This is a genomic window from Pseudomonas sp. zfem003 (assembly GCF_032621675.1).
Lineage (GTDB): Bacteria > Pseudomonadota > Gammaproteobacteria > Pseudomonadales > Pseudomonadaceae > Metapseudomonas > Metapseudomonas otitidis.
This window is the reverse complement of the sequence record NZ_JAVYJG010000002.1, coordinates 459925-477913: the sequence shown is the minus strand read 5'-3', so window position 1 is coordinate 477913 and position 17989 is coordinate 459925. Positions and strand designations below refer to the sequence as shown.

15 protein-coding genes and 3 pseudogenes are annotated in these 17989 nt (G+C 64.3%); 5 read left to right on the top strand and 13 right to left on the bottom strand.

Going from position 1 to position 17989, the window contains the following annotated elements:
• Positions 1–11: 11 nt before the first annotated feature.
• From RTK35_RS05660 to RTK35_RS05635, 6 genes and pseudogenes are all read right to left on the bottom strand, one after another.
• On the bottom strand, positions 12–743 hold the full coding sequence (locus RTK35_RS05660) for a response regulator transcription factor (protein ID WP_316907633.1): 732 nt from the start codon (positions 741–743) through the stop codon (positions 12–14).
• Positions 744–1042: 299 nt separating this feature from the next.
• Positions 1043–2053, bottom strand: a complete 1011-nt coding sequence (locus RTK35_RS05655; protein ID WP_316907584.1) for a virulence RhuM family protein — start codon at positions 2051–2053, stop codon at positions 1043–1045.
• Positions 2050–2187, bottom strand: a complete 138-nt coding sequence (locus RTK35_RS05650) for a hypothetical protein (protein WP_316907583.1) — start codon at positions 2185–2187, stop codon at positions 2050–2052. The genes RTK35_RS05655 and RTK35_RS05650 overlap by 4 nt, the downstream gene beginning before the upstream one ends.
• Before the next feature lie 2 nt (positions 2188–2189).
• Positions 2190–2441: pseudogene (locus RTK35_RS05645) on the bottom strand (hypothetical protein); the annotation flags it as partial.
• Positions 2442–2710: 269 nt separating this feature from the next.
• Positions 2711–3145 (bottom strand): annotated as a pseudogene (locus tag RTK35_RS05640) (helix-turn-helix domain-containing protein); the annotation flags it as partial.
• A 962-nt stretch (positions 3146–4107) separates the two neighbouring features.
• Positions 4108–5548: pseudogene (locus RTK35_RS05635) on the bottom strand (N-6 DNA methylase); the annotation flags it as partial.
• A 214-nt stretch (positions 5549–5762) separates the two neighbouring features.
• Here RTK35_RS05635 and RTK35_RS05630 point away from each other — a divergent pair.
• Positions 5763–6119, top strand: a complete 357-nt coding sequence (locus RTK35_RS05630; protein WP_316907582.1) for a hypothetical protein — start codon at positions 5763–5765, stop codon at positions 6117–6119.
• An 8-nt stretch (positions 6120–6127) separates the two neighbouring features.
• Here RTK35_RS05630 and RTK35_RS05625 read toward each other — a convergent pair whose 3' ends face one another.
• Together RTK35_RS05625 and RTK35_RS05620 are read right to left on the bottom strand one after the other, a co-directional pair.
• Positions 6128–6460 carry a hypothetical protein gene (locus tag RTK35_RS05625; protein WP_316907581.1) on the bottom strand — a complete coding sequence of 111 codons (333 nt, stop codon included), beginning with the start codon at positions 6458–6460 and terminating at the stop codon, positions 6128–6130.
• A 107-nt stretch (positions 6461–6567) separates the two neighbouring features.
• Positions 6568–6825, bottom strand: coding sequence for a hypothetical protein (locus RTK35_RS05620; protein WP_160482741.1), 258 nt, complete (start codon positions 6823–6825; stop codon positions 6568–6570).
• Between the two features lie 268 nt (positions 6826–7093).
• Here RTK35_RS05620 and RTK35_RS05615 point away from each other — a divergent pair, with 268 nt between their 5' ends.
• The gene (locus tag RTK35_RS05615; protein WP_410478631.1) at positions 7094–7294 is read left to right on the top strand and encodes a hypothetical protein; all 201 of its coding nucleotides are present in this window, start codon (positions 7094–7096) and stop codon (positions 7292–7294) included.
• Between the two features lie 98 nt (positions 7295–7392).
• The gene (locus tag RTK35_RS05610) at positions 7393–8136 is read left to right on the top strand and encodes a class I SAM-dependent methyltransferase (RefSeq protein ID WP_316907579.1); all 744 of its coding nucleotides are present in this window, start codon (positions 7393–7395) and stop codon (positions 8134–8136) included.
• A gap of 9 nt (positions 8137–8145) precedes the next feature.
• Here RTK35_RS05610 and RTK35_RS05605 read toward each other — a convergent pair whose 3' ends face one another.
• Positions 8146–9477, bottom strand: a complete 1332-nt coding sequence (locus RTK35_RS05605; RefSeq protein WP_316907578.1) for a PLP-dependent aminotransferase family protein — start codon at positions 9475–9477, stop codon at positions 8146–8148.
• 83 nt (positions 9478–9560) lie between these two features.
• On the opposite strand from RTK35_RS05605, the gene RTK35_RS05600 reads away from it, so the two are divergent.
• Positions 9561–10457, top strand: coding sequence for a DMT family transporter (locus RTK35_RS05600; RefSeq protein ID WP_316907577.1), 897 nt, complete (start codon positions 9561–9563; stop codon positions 10455–10457).
• Between the two features lie 241 nt (positions 10458–10698).
• Positions 10699–11247, top strand: a complete 549-nt coding sequence (locus RTK35_RS05595; RefSeq protein WP_160158620.1) for a DUF4166 domain-containing protein — start codon at positions 10699–10701, stop codon at positions 11245–11247.
• Between the two features lie 7 nt (positions 11248–11254).
• Here the strand turns inward: RTK35_RS05595 and RTK35_RS05590 are convergent, their stop codons facing one another.
• Genes RTK35_RS05590 through RTK35_RS05575 form a run of 4 tightly spaced genes read right to left on the bottom strand, consistent with a single transcriptional unit; the run spans position 11255 to position 17798 of the window.
• Positions 11255–12199 (bottom strand): WD40/YVTN/BNR-like repeat-containing protein, encoded by a 945-nt coding sequence (locus RTK35_RS05590; protein ID WP_316907576.1) that lies wholly within the window; start codon positions 12197–12199, stop codon positions 11255–11257.
• Positions 12200–12210: 11 nt separating this feature from the next.
• Complete coding sequence (locus RTK35_RS05585; RefSeq protein ID WP_316907575.1) at positions 12211–14571, bottom strand: efflux RND transporter permease subunit; 2361 nt, start codon at positions 14569–14571, stop codon at positions 12211–12213.
• 55 nt (positions 14572–14626) lie between these two features.
• Positions 14627–16447 (bottom strand): DUF1302 domain-containing protein, encoded by a 1821-nt coding sequence (locus RTK35_RS05580; RefSeq protein WP_316907574.1) that lies wholly within the window; start codon positions 16445–16447, stop codon positions 14627–14629.
• Between the two features lie 16 nt (positions 16448–16463).
• Complete coding sequence (locus RTK35_RS05575; RefSeq protein WP_316907573.1) at positions 16464–17798, bottom strand: DUF1329 domain-containing protein; 1335 nt, start codon at positions 17796–17798, stop codon at positions 16464–16466.
• Positions 17799–17989: the final 191 nt, after the last annotated feature.

The following is a 17989-nucleotide window of genomic DNA, read 5'->3' as shown; positions in this document are numbered from 1 at the left end:
GTTCAAATTTGTCAGGAACTCGGCGCCAATTCCTCGACAATCTCCCCCTCGGCCGCCAGACGATAACCCTTGCCGTACACCGTCTGGATCAGCAGCGGCCGGTTCGGGCTGCGTTCGAGCTTGCGCCGCAGCCGCCCGATCAGCGTATCGACCGTGCGCAGGTCGGCCTCCTCGTCCGGGCCCATGCGCATGCTCGACAGCAGTTGCTGGCGGCTCACCACCTTGCCGCGCCGCTCGATCAGCCCGATCAGCAGGGCGAACTCGCCGGGCGTCAGGCTCACGTCCTCGCCGTGCTCGTCGAGGATGCGGCGGTACAGCAGGTCCACCTGGAAGCGCCCCAGGCGCAGGCCGCTCGGCGCATCCGGCGCGGCCTTGCCGTAGCGACGCATCAGGCTGCGCACCTGGGCCAGCAGCACCCGCAGGTTCACCGGCTTGGTGAGGTAGCAATCGGCCCCCGCCTCCAGCCCGACGATGCGGTCGAAGTCATCGTCCCGCGCCGTCACCAGCATCACCCCCATGTTCGGCGACGACGCCCGCAACCGCGCCACCACGCTCAGACCGTCGATGTCCGGCAGGCCGATGTCCAGCAGCACCAGCGACGGCGGGTCCTGCTCCACCAGGCGCAGGCACTCGCGGCCCAGGGCCGTGCTCTCCACCGCGTAACCCGCCTCCTGCAGATACAGCTCCAGCATCTCGCGCAGCTCGGGCGCGTCCTCTACTACGAGAATCCGGTCTTTGAACATCGACGTACTTCTGTCGGTGGTGGGGGCGCCGTTATACCGGCGGGGATGGTGGCGTTTCAATGTAACGGGTGGGTGGGGGGATGGGTGGTAGGGCTGGGAACTGCCGGCCTGCGCTGCCTCGGCCGGGTCCAGCAGCCAGGCGTCACGTCCGGACAGTTCGTGCCCAGCAGCCTGCTCATAGTTAGCGCAGGAAGCGGAAGGACAGCCTGTAATCGCGCAAATCGTCAGCGTTCATCGACCCGCGCAATTGGTCAGCAATCGCCCCGAGAGTTTGCCTAGCTATTTCTGACCTTGTTCGGTCATAGCTTGGGTCGTTTCTTGAGTGTGTTTTCCAGCGCCTTGAGTTCGGCTTCGTCCTGCGCATCGGCCTGACGCGCCTCGTCCTGTTTGCGACGCTGGTCGTAATCGAGATAAAGCGCAGTGGTGGCACGTTCCATTTGCGCGTGGCTCACCTTGCCGGCATGGGTGAGTACCGGGAAACCGTTGCTGCCGATGATCTGGTCCACGTTCTGCCGCCAGAAGCTCATGGGGATCGGCTCGCGGCGCTTGGTGCGCAGTTCGGCCGTTTCCAGAAAGATCACCACCAGCCGGTTCAGGGTGTCGATCTCGTCGGCGCTCAGGTAGTTCTTGGCGATCAGGATGTCCTGCTTGCGCACCTGCGCCCCCTGCCAATGCATGAGACCGAAGTACGGATCATCAGGATTGGCTCGGGCCGTAATCAGTTCAGCGGCCGTCTGTTGCGTCACCGCATAGAGCAGCAGGTTCTGCACCGTGGCGAAAAAGGTCTGCGTTGCCTGGTCGGTCTTGTCGTAGTCGACGCTCAGCGCGAAGAGGTCGCGAACCTTTTGATAAAAGCGCTTTTCCGAGGCACGGATGTCGCGGATGCGCGCGAGCATCTCGTCGAAGTAGTCCGGGCGGCCATCCGGGTTCTTCAGGCGCTCGTCGTCCAGCACAAAGCCCTTGAGCAGATACTCCCTGAGCACCGTGGAGGCCCAGCGCCGGAACTGCACCCCACGCGGTGAGCGCACCCGGTAACCCACCGCCAGAATGGCATCCAGGTTGTAGAGCGTGACCTTGCGCTGTACGTGGCGAGCGCCCTCGGTTTGAACTACCGAGGATTCCTCGGTAGTTGCGTCGCGGCTCAACTCGCCATCCTCAAAGATATTCTTCAGGTGCAGGCTGACGTTATCGGTGCTGACGTCGAACAGCTCCGCCATTTCACGCTGCGAGAGCCAGACCGTCTGGTCCTTGGCTCGCAGCTTGATCTGGCTGCGCCCGTCTTCGGTGGTGTAGAGGATCAGCTCATTCATGGCGCACTCACAGCACTCGGCATGCTGAATTCAGATTCTGTCATGTCCTCAAGAAACTGCTCGCTGGCCAGCAGCGCGCTTTTCAGCGGCGCGGGCTGCGCGCCGACGGTCCATATCTGGGTGCGAATGGGCATCCCTAAACTCCTTTTGATTGCGCCAGGCCCTGCTCTGCCAGCAGCTGGAGAATCACCAACGCGAACGCACGGCTCTTGGTCTCATTATCCAGCACTTGCAGCGACAGCTTCTCGAAGTCGGTCATGGCATCCAGCACGCTGTCCAGCACGCGCTTGGGGAACAGCCCGTGCATCACCTGCTCCGGCGAGTGGTTGCTCACCTGGGCCATCACATCCTCCTGGCGGCTGATGCGGTCGGCGATGTCGGTGAGGAACTACATCAGTACAGCCGCAGGCTGCACGCGCTCTCGCAGACATGGAGCGACCAAGACAACTCCGGCACCACCCGCAGGCGGTTGCAACGGTAGCGCTGTAGGGGGCGGGTTCACGCCGTGATCTAGCTTGAAGCTGCACGCCTCGATCTTTGCCACCGGCACCTTAAAGTCAGGACGCAGCGCATCATAGGGTGCCGTTCTGCTTCATCCTGCCTGAGCTCAAAAATATTCTTACCGACTCAGTAGCTGTAGAACTAATTGCTGGAAAATTAAGATTTGAAATGATTATTCACGTACTCAACAAGTTTTGGCCCCTCAAGCTTATCTGTTGCAGGATTTGTTCTAACATAAAAATCCCTCCCATCTAGATAGCACGGAATTATCGATGGCTTGCAATCAATCCACAAAATACTTTTCCCACTCAAATCAACAAGCTTGGTTGAGATGAATGGGTAATATTGCTCACCAATTCGACTTTTCAAACTATTTTTCCAATGCAAGAGAAACTTATCCTCACTCCCCTTGTGAAATCTTTTTATCTCCTCATTCAAACCAAGAATTTCACCATCATCTGAAATACCGACCAAGAGAGCCCCGCCACTCGTATTCAAGAAGGCAACTACTGTTTTTAGTGACGCATCTTCAATATAGCGCGCACTTTCTTGCTTCCTTACATCAAGACTAAATGATGACTTAAACTCTGCCACATCCGTCTCACCCACCCGAATTATACTTCTCACTTTATCTTCAAAGGTCAAGCGCCCTAAAACATCCAGCATTCCATCAAGCCTATGTTGAAGCAAATTTGAGCTTGCTGGATTCAAAGCCAGCTCGCTATCAAATTCTTCAATGACCTCTTTTAGAGACCTCAGCTTTCTTGATGTTTCAACAATATCTTTCTGTTTGTCTATGCTTGGAAGCGCCACAACGACACAGTCTAGATCTTCAGATCTTAAGTGTTTCTGCGCTACACCCTGCATGGATGCCTCCAAGCATAAAGCGCCGAGCTCCGACTGGAAGAAAGCCACAATATAGTCCGCTAACGCCTCCTCCCCAAGGACAATTTGAATATAATTCTTGTGCGACGTTAAACCAATATCAAGTATTGACCTTATGGATGGCGAACCGTTTTTCTTCAAAAATATAGAATTTTCGCAACAAAATAACTGCTCCACATCCCCACCATCAATGACTGCCACTGCAAGACGCTCTAAGTTTGAGGAGCAATAATTTTTGCATTGCGATTCAAGACGCTCAATTTGGGCCTGCACTCTGAGTCGATGAAAATTGATTTCATACCCTACAATGCCAACTTCCCCGTCGCTTTCATCAGTGGATGAAAGAGAGATCCAAGAGTCCTCAGCGTAGGGTTTCACCTCACGTTTAAAATAGTCTTCGACAGACTGGCTCAGAGGCACATTCACCGACTTTCGCATATGAACATCAGGAACCAAATCCCCGTTATCGCTCAGTAGTGGCTTGGCTCGTGGATCACGCTCACCAAAGCAGGCTAGCACCGCCTTTTCCCCGCTTTTTGAAAGCTTTTTTATACCAGTAGCCATGAGTAAAGCCTGCAGATTATCGAAGCAGCCTTCCACCTTGGCAAAGAGCTCTATCTGTTCGGCCCCCTTAAATTTTTCATAGGCGGAGAGTTTTATAGGAGTAACCGAGAAGCTCAAGCGTAGTGGACGTTCTATAGTGATACGCCGATAGCCTAGCTCTGTAGTTTTAAATATCTTGCTATTCGCCGCCTCTTCAAAGTCCTCATACAGCTTTAATATCTCGACAACTTGCTCCTTAGCAAAATACTTACGTTTGCTAGCAATACTCTTTCGCATAGGAGCGTAAATGTTACTGGCGTCAATAAGCTGCACCTTGCCTATGCGATCGGCCTTTTTACGGTTGGATATCAACAAAACATAGGTAGCAATACCGGTGTTGTAGAACATGTCGGTGGGCAGGGCGACGATGGCCTCGACGTAGTCGTTCTGCAGCAGGTAGCGGCGAATCTCCGACTCGCCCGAACCGGCGCCGCCGGTGAACAGCGGCGAGCCGTTGAGGATGATGCCAATGCGCGAACCGCCCTCACGCGGGTCGCGCATTTTGCTCACCAGGTGCATCAAAAACAGCAGCGAGCCATCGGAGACGCGCGGCAAACCGGGGCCGAAGCGGCCGTTGAAGCCCTTTTCGCTGTGCTCGTCGGTGATCTGCTTCTGCACCTTCTTCCATTCCACGCCGAACGGCGGGTTGCTGAGCATGAAGTCGAAGCGGTGCTCGGGGCCGTCCAACTGGTCGTTGGAGAGGGTGTTGCCCAGCTTGATGTTCTCGACCTTCTGCCCCTTGATCAGCATGTCCGCCTTGCAGATGGCGTAGGACTCGGGGTTCAGCTCCTGGCCGTGCAGGGACACGGTGACCTTCTCGCTGATGGACTGGATGTACTCGTCCCCCTCGGAAAGGAAGCCGCCCGTGCCCGCCGTCGGGTCATAGATGGTGACGATGTTGTTGGGCTTGAGCTTGTCGTCCTGCCCGGTGATCACCAGCGAGGTGGTCAGGTGCACGATGTCGCGCGGGGTGAAGTGCTCCCCGGCGGTTTCGTTGGAGCTTTCCGCAAACTTGCGGATCAGCTCCTCGAAGATGATGCCCATGCCGAAGTTGCTGATGCGCTCGGGGCTCAGGTCGGCGGCGGCAAAGCGCTGCACCACCTGGTAGAGCAGGTCCGCTGCGGCGAGCTGCTGCACGAAGTCTTCGAAGTGGAAGTGCTCGAAGATCTCCCGCGCGTCCTTGCTGAAGGCCTGCACATAGCCCAGCAGGTCATCGCTGGTCTGGGTATCGGACAGAGTCGCCAGACGGAGCTTGGAAGCGTTGAAGAAGGGCTGCCCAGACGCGCGCAGCAGGAGCATTTCGCGCACCTGATCGGGCCGCCCTTCCTGGGCGAAGGACTCACGAATCACCGCATCCTTGGTCGGCTCCAGCACGCACTCCATCCGCCGCAGCAGGGTGAACGGCAGGATGATGCGACCGTACTGGGATTGCTTGAAGTCGCCGCGCAGCAGGTCGGCAATCGACCAGAGGAAGGCGGCAGTCTGGGAATGATTCTCCGTGTTCACGCAACTACTCCAGGGTGGGCCCGTAAAGGCGCCGATTCTAACCTTCGAATCCCTGGAAACGTCAGGCCAACAAGGTGGGCAGTCGCGGCAGATGGCCTCGGTTATGCGGTTCGTGGGTACAGCCGAGAAGCGGACAGGCCACCCACACAGCTTGAATGACGGACACAAGCCGGTTTAGCTACGCCATCGTCAAACAACCCGCCCCATTACCTCCATGGCCCACCACCTCTTCGAGTTCGCCAACCGCACCCTTCGCCTGCATGACGTGGACGTCGTGTTGGTCCGTCACCTGCTCGAACAGGGGGCGGCGGCGATTGGGCAGCACGCATTGGCCGAGAGTCTTCGCCAGTGGGAGTGGCTCGGGCCGGGTGTGTGGGTAGGTGTCGATGAGTCGGTACTTGTGCTGCACCCGGCGGTGTTCCCGGCTGCTGCCCAGATCCTGGCGGGATTCGGGCCGGTCATTCCGCTGGCATACGTGCGGGAGGCCATGCCCGAGTTGGGCCCGACGTCCGATCTTGCAACCCCTCCGATCCTCAGTGCGCTGCGGACGCTCGAAGGGCTATTCCAGTAGCCCGCCCCCTACCTCAACTCCACCACCCTCGGCTCGGTATCCGGGTAGTAGATCGTCAGGGCGTTGTCGTCGGCGTCGGTGACCAGCCAGGGGTGGGTGAGGTAGGTGTCGAAGCGCTGGCGTTGGCCGGCACGCAGTTCCTTGTAGAGGACGCGTTGGCCTTCGTAGTTGAGCCAGTACAGCTTGCGGGTGGCGCGGGCGTGGTTGATGAAGGTGATGACGGTCGTCTGCTCGCCGCTGATGGAGTAGGCGAGGTTCTTGGTTTCGGCTTCGTGCAGGGTGGCGGCCAGCAGGGGGTGGCTGGCCAGCATCAGCAGTGCGAGGCACCAGGCGCGTTTCATGGGGGCTGTCCTTGGGCGCGGGATGCGCCGGGTCGGGAGGGCAGGATATGCGCTCGCGCTTTCGCCCGGCGTGCAGGCCGCCACAAATGCGTGGGGCGCCCGGCGCTTCAGTCGCTCGGGTTCAGGGGCAGCAGGGTGCGGATGGTGTCCCAGAAGATTTCGTCCGGGAAGTCGCCGCCGTTGACGGCGTCCATGACGAGGAAGTGGCCGCTCTCATACACCCCGGCCATCGGCACGACGAGCCCGAGCACGTGGTAGATGCCCCAGGTGGACGTCGACTCGGCGGCCCAGCGCAGTTCCATGACCACGGTCTGGCCGAGATAGTCCAGCGCGGCAGCGGCGTTGGACACGGGAAGTGCCTGCATCCGAGATCCCTCCTTGGGTACGCGCCCAGGCTGGCCTTCACCCGCAAGGGGCGGGTTTACCTCCACAGCCCATGGCTTTTATTGCACTATGTTCAACTTTTCGGGGTACGCCGCTCCCGGCACAGGCCAGGAACCCGCGTACATTACAATGGATAATACATTTTGTACGGTATTTTTGTACAGTACAAAGAGAACGCTATAGATCGATATGGAATCAATAGACGATCGGATCAGATCTCTCGTCGACATCACCGGCCTGGATGAGCTGGTGAGAACGACGGACATCAGCGGCACCCGCTGGAGAACGGTTCGCTACGACAAGCGCACCCGCATCAGTACCCAGGAAATGACGGCCCTCGTGCAGCTCTACCCGCAGTACGCGCTGTGGCTCGCCAGTGGCGAGATCATCCCCGAGAAGGGCCAGACCAGCCCGGCCTACGACGCCCAGGCTGCCGACCCCGCCGAGTAATTCCCCCTCCTCCTCCTGCGCCGTTGCGCCATCCGACAGGCTGCGCGCGGCGCTGGGTTACCATGCGCGCCTTTTCGTTCTGCTGGCGGCTGGCCCCTATGTCTTCCAACGCGCTCTACACCGACCTCTCCGCCTACTACGACCTGATGTGCGCGGACATCGACTACCAGGCCCAGAGCCATTGCGTACGGCGCCTGCACCAGCTGTTCGGCACCTCGGGTCGGCGGCACCTGGACCTGGCCTGCGGGACGGGGCCCCATGTGCGGCACTTCCTCGACTTCGGCTACGCCAGCGCCGGCCTGGACATCAACCAGCCGATGCTGGACCTGGCCCAATTGCGCTGCCCCGAGGCGCAGTTCAGCCGGCAGGACATGGCCAGCTTCACGGTGGACGCGCCCCAGGACCTGATCACCTGCTTCCTCTATTCCCTGCACTACAACCCCGGCCTGACGCCGTTGCAGGCCTGCCTGGAGCAGGTGCACGGGGCGCTGGCGGCGGGCGGGGTGTTCTGCTTCAACACGGTGGACAAGCGGCAGATCGACAACCAGTCCTTCGTGCGCCATTCGGTGGTGCACGAGGGCAGCGCCTTCACCTTCGGCTCCGGCTGGTTCTACCGGGGCGAGGGGGAGCAGCAGGCGCTGCGCCTGTGCATCGAGAAGACCACCAACGGCATCACCCAGCGCTGGGAGGACGAGCACCCGATGGTCGCCACCGACTTCGATGAGTTGCAGCAGCTGCTGGCGCCGCACTTCGAGGTGCAGGTGTTCGAGCACGACTACGAGCGCATCACCCCTTGGGACGGCCGCTCCGGCAATGCGCTGTTCGTCTGCGTGAAGCGCTGAGCGCGCGCCTCACCCCGCCGCGCTGACCACCCAGGCGACCCGGCGCAGGGCGCGCTCCAGGGTCGCCAGGTCCACCGAGCCGAGGGCCACGCGCAGCGCGTGGGGCACGTGGGGCGCGGTGCAGAAGGGTTCGGCGGTGGAGACGGCAATGCCCTCCTCCAGCAGGGCCTGGGTGATGCGGTCGGCCCGCGCCGCTTCCGGCAGCGGCAGCCAGCGGAAGTAGGAGGCCGGGTGGCCGAGGTGCTCGATGCCGGCCAGCGCCTGGGCCGCAAGGGCCTGGCGGGCGCGGGCGTCGTCACGCTTCTGCGCCTCCAGGCGGGCCACGGTGCCGTCTTCCAGCCAGGCGCAGGCCAGGGCGGTGATCAGCCCCGGGGTGTTCCAGGTGGTGGCGCGCAGGCTGCGCTCCAGGCTCGGCACCCAGTCTTCGGGGGCGGCGACGAAGCCGATGCGCAGCCCGGTGGCGAGACTCTTGGACAGGCCCGAGACGTACAGAGTGCGCGCCGGGGCGAGCGCGGCCAGGGGCGGCGGCGGGTTCTCGGCGAGGTAGGCGTAGGCGGCATCTTCGATCAGCAGCAGGTCATGGGCCTCGGCCAGGGCCACCAGGCGCTGGCGGGTGGCCAGCGGCAGCACCCAGCCCAGGGGGTTGTGCAGGGTCGCCATGCTGTAGAGCGCGCGCACCGGCCGGCGTCGGCACAGCTGCGCCAGGGCGTCCAGGTCCGGCCCGTCGGGCTTGGCGGGTACGGCCACCACCTCCAGGTGCAGGGCTTCGGCCAGCACCTTGAAGCCGGGGTAGGTCAGCGCATCCGCCGCCACCACGTCGCCGGGGCGCAGCCGGGCCATGAGGCTGATCGCCAGGCCGTGCTGGGCGCCGCTCACCAGCAGCACCTCGGCGGCCTCCACGCTCAGCCCGCGCTGCTGCAGGTGCCGCGCCACCACCGCGCGTTCGTGGGGGCGGCCGGCGTGGGGCTGGTAGCGCAGCAACGCCTCCAGGTCGCCGGAAAGCGCCAGCTGCCGCAGGGCGGTGCGCAGCAGTTCGGCCTGGCCGGGGAGCGTGGGGTAGTTGAAGTTGAGGTCGGCCACCCCGGCCGAGACGCCGGGCTGGTCCACCCCGTGCCCCGGCGGCAGGGCCAGCTCGCGGACGAAGGTGCCGCGCCCGGTCTCGCCGCTCACCAGGCCCATCTGTTCCAGCTCGGCGTAGATGCGCGTGGCGGTGGCCAGGGCGACGCCTTCACGCCGGGCCAGCTCGCGGTGGGTGGGCAGGCGGGTGCCGGGCGGCAGTTCGCCGCTGCGGATCTGCCGGGCCAGGGCATCGACGACGGCCTTGTAGCGGGAGCGGGGCATGGGCGCTGTATCCATGACAATTATTTGAGCGTATCAACCGCTGGATCGTACGGTGACGGCGCCCAAACAGCGAGGAGCCCGTCGTGGAACGCACCGTCACCCCCTCTTCCCCCACCCGTTCCCTGGCCGGCAGCGGCTGGCTGAACGGTCTGATCGGCGTGCTGATCTTCAGCGGTTCGCTGCCGGCCACCCGCGTGGCCGTGCTGGAGTTCGACCCGCTGTTCCTCACCGTGGCGCGGGCCAGTCTGGCCGGGCTGCTGGCGCTGGCGTTGCTGCTGGCGGCCGGGGCGCCGCGCCCTTCCCGTAGCCAGCTGCTGCCGCTGGCGGTGGTGGCGATGGGCGTGGTGGTGGGCTTTCCGCTGCTCACGGCGCTGGCGCTGCAAACGGTGACCTCGGCGCACTCCATCGTCTTTCTCGGCCTGCTGCCGCTGGCCACGGCGGCCTTCGGCGTGCTGCGCGGCGGCGAGCGGCCGCGCCCGGCGTTCTGGGGCTTCTCGGTGCTGGGCAGCCTGCTGGTGGTGGGCTTCGCCGTGGCCCAGGGGCTGACGGCCTCGCCCCGTGGCGACCTGCTGATGCTGCTGGCCATCGTGGTGTGCGGGCTGGGTTATGCCGAGGGCGCGCGGCTGTCGCGCAGCCTGGGCGGCTGGCAGGTGATCTGCTGGGCGCTGGTGCTGGCGCTGCCGGTGATGCTGGCGCTGGCCCTGTACCGCCTGCCGGCGGGCCTTGCCGGCATCACGCTGCCGGCCTGGCTGAGCCTGGGCTACGTGTCGCTGTTCAGCATGCTGATCGGCTTCGTGTTCTGGTACCGGGGCCTGGCCCAGGGCGGCATCGCGGCGGTGGGGCAGTTGCAGCTGCTGCAGCCCTTCTTCGGCCTGGCCCTGGCGGCTGGCCTGCTGGGGGAGTCGGTGAGCCCGGCGATGCTGGGGGTGACGGTGGCGGTGATCTTCTGTGTAGCCGGGGCGCGGCGCTTCGCCCGGTGAAAAACTGGCTGCGTGGCCGCTGCCGCGTTGAAAACGCCCTAAAAATGCTCATTTACAAACTAAACTGCGCTTTTTAGGCCGTTTTCGCCTTGCATCGCCTGCCTCGCCTACGTTTTTCAAAAACCCTGTGGAAACGGGCTGCGTGGCCGCTGCGGGCCCGTTAACAGGCTGGGGAAAAACCGACTGCGTGGCCGCGACGGGCCTGCCAGACTGCGCACCTCTCCCCTCTTCAGGCCCTGCCATGTCCACCACCGCGACCCGCCGCTGGTTCGGCGACCGTTTCAGTGAGCTGCATCCCCAGCTCCAGCACCTGCACAGCCACGGCGGGCGCCTGCTGGGCGAGGTGACCATCACCTACGGCCACGGGCTGGCGGGGGTGCTGGGGCGGCGTCTGGCGAAGAAGATGCGCTTCCCCGGCCCCGGCCCGCACCGCCTGGAGGTGACCATCGCCCACCAGGACGCGGCGCTGCTGTGGTCCCGCAGCTTCGACGGGCAGGCGCCGCTCACTTCCCACTTCGCGCCGGTGGGCTGCCTGGCCGAGGGCGGTCATTGGGTGGAGTCCACCGGGCCGCTGCGCCTGCTGCTGACGGTGGACGTGATCGACGGGGGCTGGTTCTGGCGCTGCCTGGGCATCCGCCTGTGGGGCCTGCCGCTGCCCCGCGCGCTGCTGCCGCGCACCGATGCCTACAAGCGTATCGAAGCCGGCCGCTACCGCTTCCATGTGGCCTTCTCGCTGCCGCTGCTGGGGCCGCTGGTGACCTACGAGGGGCTGCTGGAGGCGGCGGGCTGAGCCCACCTCACGGCGACAGGGCCTGGTTGCCGATGCCCTGGGCGCCGGCCAGCACGAGGTTGAGGTTGTCCCGCAGGGCCAGTGCGGCGATGCCCTGGCGGTCGTCGCGAACAAGGGTGCGAAAGCGCTTGAGGTGCGGGTCGGCCACGGCGAACAAGCCGCCATTGCCCACCAGTGCCAGGCGCCCGTCGCGCAGTTCGGCCAGGGCGGTAATGGCGGCATCGGTACCCACGTCCAGTTCCCGCCAGTGTTCACCCTGGTCCTCGCTGAGCAGCAGTCGGCCACTCATGCCAGCCACCAGCAGGCGCCCGTCACGCAGGACCAGGCCGGTCCAGAAGGAGCCGTCGGCGCCGGTGTCCAGGGCCTTCCAGTGGTTGCCAGCGTCATAAGAGCGGTAGACCTGCCCGGCCTCGGCGACGATGTACAGCGCGCCCCCCGGTGCCGGGAACACCTGGTTGAGGTGGTAGTCATCCTCGGCGGACACCTTGAACGGCTGCCAGGTCTGCCCGCCATCAAGGGTTCGGGCGGCGTAACCATAGGCACCAGTGACCAGTCCGTGGCCATCGGCCTGCATATGGATCGACAGCAGCACGGGCTGTCCGTTGAGCTGCTGCGCCTGCCAGGTCTCGCCGCCATCCCGGGTCTGCAGCACGGTGCCGCCGTGCCCGACGGCCCAGCCCCGCTGGGGGTCGATGAAGGCGAGGCTGGTGAGCAGGGTATCCACCGGTACGCTGCGGGCCTGACGCCAGGTGAGCCGGTCGTCGCTGAGCAGGATGACGCCATGATCACCTGCGGCCACCAAGCGCTCGCCTGCCTGCGCCAGAGCCACCAGGGGCGCTTGCTGCGCACCGGGCAGGCGCAGGGCAGATGGGCTCGCTTCGGCGGCCTGCACGGTCGGCCACCACAGGCAGCAGGCCAGCAGCAGGCCGGTGATGCAGCGGGATGCGGTCATGGGGGCCTCCATCAATGGGCAATGCGTGGCGCACGCACGGGCGCGCGGCGCGGAATGAGGTGGTCGAGCATGATGGCGATAGCCGGCAGCAAGGTGAGCGCCATGAGCATGTTGACCATGAACATGAAGGTGAGCAGTTGGCCCATGTCGGCCTGGAACTTCAGCGGCGAGAAGGACCAGGTGGCCACGCCGATGGACAGGGTGACGGCGGTGAACAGGGTGGCCACACCCACTTCGCGCAGGGCCATCTGGAAAGCGGCGGTGATGCTCAGGCCGTCGGCCAGGTGGTGCTGCAGGCGGTTGTAGATGTAGAAGGCGTAGTCCACGCCCACCCCCACGGCGAGCACCATCACCGGCAGGGTGGCGACGGTGAGGCCGATGTCCAGCGTCTTCATGAACCAGTAGCCGAGGAAAGTGGCCAGGGTCAGCGGCAGGCAGCAGGCGAGCATGGCGCGCCAGTCGCGGTAGACCAGGCACACCAGGGCGACGATGGTGAGGTAGACGTAGAGCATCATTGGCAGCTCGGACGCTTCCACCACTTCGTCGGCGGCCGCCTGGATGCCGGCGTTACCGCTGGCCAGGCGCAGGCTGAGGCCCGGCTCGGGGTGTTCGCGGGCATAGCGCTGGACCGCCGCCACCACGGCCTTGAGGGTGGTGGACTTGTGGTCGGCCAGGTAGAGATTGATGGGCAGTACGCTGCAGGTTTCGTTGTACAGCCGCAGGGACTCCGGCACCTGGTGCACGGCCTCGCCAAGGGCCGCTGACTCGCTGGGCAGCTCGGCCCATTTCGGGTTGCCCTCGTTCACGCCAGAGGCTGCCAGCTTGGCCAGCTGGGGCAGCGACTGCGCCGCCAGCACGCCGGGCACATTGGTCATGTACCAGGTGAAACGGTCCAGGGCGTGCATCTTGCGCACGTCGTAGCAGGCCGCTTCCGGCCCTTCGGCTACTACGGTGAGCACATCCAGGCCCAGGCCGAAGTGGGCCACCACGCTGGCCATGTCCTGGTTGTAGCGGGCGTCGTTGCGCAGCTCCGGCGCCCCTGGCAGCACATGCCCCACGTGGCGCCCCTGGCTCTGCCAGAAGGCCACGCCCAGCAGGACCAGGCAGCAGGCGCTGCCGAGGGCAGCGTAACGCGGTTCGGCGAAGCGGCCGATGCGGCTCATCAGCCGGTCACGCTTGGCCTGCAGGGGTTGCAGGCGGCTGGCGTAACCGGGGTCGAAGCGGAAGTAGCTGGCCAGCACCGGCAGCATGATGAGGTTGGTGACGATCTTGTAGGCCACGCCGATGGACGCCGTGATGGCCAGTTCGCGGATCATCGGGATGGGCACCAGCACCAGGGTGGCGAAGCCGACGAAGGCGGTGACCAGCGCCAGGGTGCCGGGAATGAACAGGCCGCTGAAGCTGCGCCGGGCGGCGGTGACGGCATCGGCGCCGGCACAGACTTCCTTGGCGATGAAGTTGACCTGCTGCACCCCGTGGGACACGCCAATGGCGAATACCAGGAAGGGCACCAGGATGGCCAGCGGGTCGAGGTCGTAGCCCAGCAGCGTGAGGGTGCCGAACTGCCACACCACGGAGGTCAGCGAGCAGATCAAGGGCAGCGCCGTCAGCGCCCAGGAGCGGGTGTACCAGTAGACGGCGGCCGCGGTGAGCAGGAAGGCCAGGGCGAAGAAGCCCACCACGCTGGAGGCGCCGGCACTGATGTCGCCCATCTGCTTGGCGAAGCCGATGATCTGCACGTCGAAGTGGCTGTCGCTGAACACCGTGCGCAGTTCGCGCTCCAGGCGCTCACTGAAGGCCTTGTAGTCCAGGGTTTCGCCGGTTTCCGGGTCCACTTCGTTGAGTTCGGCGGTGACCATGGCGCCCGAGCTGTCATTGGCCACCAGGCTGCCGACGAAGCCACCGATCTGGGTGCGTTCGCGGATGCCAGCGATGGCGGCGGCATCGAGGGTGTCGACGGTGACGTCGCCGCCGATCACATCCTCGGACTTCATGCCCTCTTCGGTGATCTGCACGGCACGGGTGTTGGGGGTCCACAGCGAGGTGACGGTGCGCCGGTCCACGCCGGGCATGAAGAACACGGCCTGGGTCAGGTCGTGCAGGCGCGTCAGGGCGGCGGGGTTCCAGATGTCGCCATCCCGCGCGTGCAGCACCACCACCAGGCGGTTGGCGCCGAACAGGACGTCCCGGTACTGGTTGAAGGTCTTGATGAAGGGGTGCTGCTGGGGCAACTGCTTGTCGAACCCGGCCGACATGCGCAACTGCAGGGCGAACACCGCCATCACGAGGGTGACCACGCCCATGCACAGCAGGGTGACGAGGCGGTGACGAAAGAACAGCCGTTCAAGGCTGGCGACCAGTGTGGACAGCATGGCGATGTTCCCGAAAGCACGGTGCCCCCTCCCGGACCGGCGAGGGGGCGAGGGATCAGAAGGAGTAGGACAGGTTGGCGCTGATGAAGTCGCGGTCGGTCAGACCGTTCAGCTCGCCACCTCCCCAGTAGCTCACCCACTGGACGCCGCCCTTCCAGCGCGAGCGGTAGTTGAACAGCAGCGAGGTGGTGAGTGACTTGCGCCCCTCCACCAGGGCGGCGTTGGGCGCCGTGCCGCTGAACTCGTGGGAGAAGTCCAGTTGCGGGGTGAGGGTGATACCGGTGCCGAAGGCGTCCTGGTAGTTCAGGGCGAACTCGGCGATGTAGGCCCAGGCGCCCCGGTCCGGCAGCGAGAAGTTGTTGAGCAGGTAGGGCACGCTGCCGTCGGTCTTCAGGTCGGGGTAGCGCACGCCCACCACTTCGGCGATGAACACCGCGTCATCCGCCCCCAGTTGCTCGGGGATGAAGCCCAGCGGGTCGCTGGCGGAGAAACCGTAGGTGGCGTTGGCGTCGAACTGCCATTTCTTTTCCTTCACGTAGCCGGGGTGGCGACCGACGTCGAACACGCTGTCGGCGTCGAACGCGCCCCCCAGCAGCGAGCCGAAGGACAGGGTAGGGTCAACGGCCACACTGTCTTCCGGGCGGTAGGACAGCTCCGCCCCCACGGCCACCGGACCGAACATGGTGTTCATGGACACGCCATAGAGGTCACGGTCTTCGCCATAGCTGATGAAGTAGCTGGTGACCTGGCCGCTGCGATTGCCGGTGTAGCCGACGAAGGGGGTCTTGTCGTGGTAGCGCTGGTAGAACAGGCCGAACTCGGTCTCGATCTCGTCCACCATCCAGCGCAGGGCCAGGCCGTACTGACCGCCGTTGGAGGGGCGGTCAGTACCGCCGTAGGGAATCGCCAGGCCCAGGCCGATGAGGGTCTGGACGTCCAGCCCGCTGATCTCCGGCGCACCGCAGCGCCCGGTGGGGGTGAGCACGGCACAGGTACCGGCACCCAGTTGACCCTCCACCACTGAAGTGGAGAGGAAGATCGGCCGGTGCCCCTCGCCGACGATGTCGGCGTTGGAGAAGTAGGTGCCGGAGGCGTCCAGGTCGTAGGCGTTCCACTTGAACTGGTAGTAGCTCTCCAGGCTCAGCGAGTCGGTCAGGCCGATACTGAAGGAGGCCATCGGCGCGGGGATGAACACCTCCTTGAGCTGGGTACCGGGGGTGTGGAACTTGGGCAGGCTCATGGCGTTGATCTGGTTGATGCCGCCGGAGAAGAAGATCTCCTCGCCCCAGCTGATCACCTGGTTGCCGAGCTTCACCTTGGCCGGCCGATCCGCCAGGTCGAAGCTCTTGGCCACCCACAGGTCGAGCAGGTCGATGCGCTCGCTGGAAGCCCGCTTGGCGTCGTCGTCCAGCGCCACGGTGCGGACATTGTCCATCTTGAAGTCCTTCATCCAGCTCACCCGGCCCAGGGCGCTCCAGCCGTCGCCGAACTTCAGGCTCAGTTCGTGGATGCCCTTGAGCACTTGGGAGTAGACGTCGTGCTTGTGGTAGTTGAGGTTGCCGTCATCAGCGTTGGTGTAGTTGTTGTCGGCGTTGGCGTAGCCGGTGCCCTGGGCCAGGTTGTAGTAGCGCGACAGCTCGTTGTTCAGGCCGGGGTTGCAGCCGCCGCTGTCGTTGCCCAGCACCTGGCAGTCCGGCGAGGAGAGCCGCTGGGAAAAGCCATAGCTGAGGGTGGAGTCGAAGCTGCCCCACACGCCCTGTCCTTCGGTGCCGAAGGTGAAGGCCTGGGCCGGCAGGCTGCCGACCCCGCCTGCCAGGAAGATGGCCAGCGCCAGGCGGCCGCGGGTGAGCACGGTGCGTACGTCCGTTGTGGTCATGATCGTGCCTCCGGGATCAGCGCTCGCCGCGCCGACGCAGTTCGCTGGGGTTGAAGGTGCTGTCGGTGATGCCGCCGTTGTCGCCGGCCTTGAGGTCGATCAGTTCGCTTTCCTGCATGTAGTCGTCCACCAGGTAGCGCTTGGCGACCAGGTCGTAGAGCTCGAAGCCGGCGTTGATGCAGGTGTTCAGCTCGGGCGAGGCCACCAGGCTGTGGTCCTGCACACGCCACAGGTTGCCCTTGGCGTCGTAGCTGTCGACGTGCTGGAGGGACCAGCTGTCTTCATCGAAATAGAACACGCGCTTGGCGTAGGTGTGGCGCTTGCCCGGTTTCACCGTGGCCTCCACCACCCACAGGCGGTGCAGTTCGTAGCGCTTCACGCCGGGCTTGAGGGAGTCGGGACCGAGCAGTTCGGCGTAGGTGTGGGTCTTGGCGGCAAAGTCGTAGGTGTTGTACGGGGTGATGAACTCGCGCTTGCCCAGCAGCTTGAAGTCGTAGCGATCCGGGGCGCCGCTGTACATGTGGATCTGGTCGACCATGTAGAGGCCATCGGAGCCAGACACCGGGTTGTCGTAGGCGAAGGACGGCGCACGACGCACGCGGCGCTGGCCCGGGAAATAGATCCAGGCATCCTGCGGGCGGTCCATGTAGGCGTGGATGAGGTACAGCTCGCCGGCACGGGCCGAGGGAGTGATCACTTCATAGAGGCTCTTGCTCTCGATGCCATAGGCATCGGAGCCCGGCTCCAGGGCCGGGTCGCTGTGGGGGTAGAACTCGTAGTTCCACTGCTTGGCCTCGAAGATGTTGCCGTTCTGGCCGGGCAGCATCAGCGAACTCTGGTAGCGCCGCCCTTTGCCCATGTAGCGCATCTTGTAGTTCCACATCACCTCGATGCCGCTCTTGGGCTCGGGGAAGGGAATGGCCGCGCCGGCCGCGTTCTCCAGGCTCCAGCCGTCCGCCCCGATGCGGGCCTGGCCGGCGAAACGGGCGGTACGCTCCAGCACCTCCTGCGGGTAGCCGCAACTGCGGTGGCTGGGGTAGACGTTGATGAAGTAGCCGGGCAACTGCTTGAGCAGCGCGGCCTGGCCGGCGGGCAACTGGGCGGCGTACTGGGCGACGTTGCCGGCGTTGACGGTGAACAGCGGCTTCTCGCCGGCCAGCGGATCGGGGTCACGCAGCTGCCAGCCCTGGGGCATCTGGGCAAGGCGCCCTTCCCAGGCGGGAACGGTGCCCGCGGCGTTGCCTTCGCGCTGGGCGCCGAAGGGTGTCAGTTCGGCGTATGACGCCTGGGCCAGGCCCAGCAGGGCAAGGCAACCCAGGACTCGGAATGACGTCTTTCTTGAAGTGCGCACAGTCCTCTCCTTTCTGCTTCTTGTAGGGCTCGCCGGCCCATGCTCGGGTGTGCCCGGCGGCGTTGGCGTCCGCAGAATTGCACCCGGCCTTCCCCCCTGGCTTGCCAGGAGGCGTCAGAGTTCTTGGCATTCGATGCCAAGTGCAGCGCGGGCAAAAAAACACCGGCCGTAGCCGGTGAAAAAGCAACACA

Coding starts and splice junctions, on each gene's coding strand:
- RTK35_RS05660 (WP_316907633.1), bottom strand. CDS start 743: ATGTTCAAAGACCGGATTCTCGTAGTAGAGGACGCGCCCGAGCTGCGC.
- RTK35_RS05655 (WP_316907584.1), bottom strand. CDS start 2,053: ATGAATGAGCTGATCCTCTACACCACCGAAGACGGGCGCAGCCAGATC.
- RTK35_RS05650 (WP_316907583.1), bottom strand. CDS start 2,187: ATGCCCATTCGCACCCAGATATGGACCGTCGGCGCGCAGCCCGCGCCG.
- RTK35_RS05630 (WP_316907582.1), top strand. CDS start 5,763: ATGGCCCACCACCTCTTCGAGTTCGCCAACCGCACCCTTCGCCTGCAT.
- RTK35_RS05625 (WP_316907581.1), bottom strand. CDS start 6,460: ATGAAACGCGCCTGGTGCCTCGCACTGCTGATGCTGGCCAGCCACCCC.
- RTK35_RS05620 (WP_160482741.1), bottom strand. CDS start 6,825: ATGCAGGCACTTCCCGTGTCCAACGCCGCTGCCGCGCTGGACTATCTC.
- RTK35_RS05610 (WP_316907579.1), top strand. CDS start 7,393: ATGTCTTCCAACGCGCTCTACACCGACCTCTCCGCCTACTACGACCTG.
- RTK35_RS05605 (WP_316907578.1), bottom strand. CDS start 9,477: ATGCCCCGCTCCCGCTACAAGGCCGTCGTCGATGCCCTGGCCCGGCAG.
- RTK35_RS05595 (WP_160158620.1), top strand. CDS start 10,699: ATGTCCACCACCGCGACCCGCCGCTGGTTCGGCGACCGTTTCAGTGAG.
- RTK35_RS05590 (WP_316907576.1), bottom strand. CDS start 12,199: ATGACCGCATCCCGCTGCATCACCGGCCTGCTGCTGGCCTGCTGCCTG.
- RTK35_RS05585 (WP_316907575.1), bottom strand. CDS start 14,571: ATGCTGTCCACACTGGTCGCCAGCCTTGAACGGCTGTTCTTTCGTCAC.
- RTK35_RS05580 (WP_316907574.1), bottom strand. CDS start 16,447: ATGACCACAACGGACGTACGCACCGTGCTCACCCGCGGCCGCCTGGCG.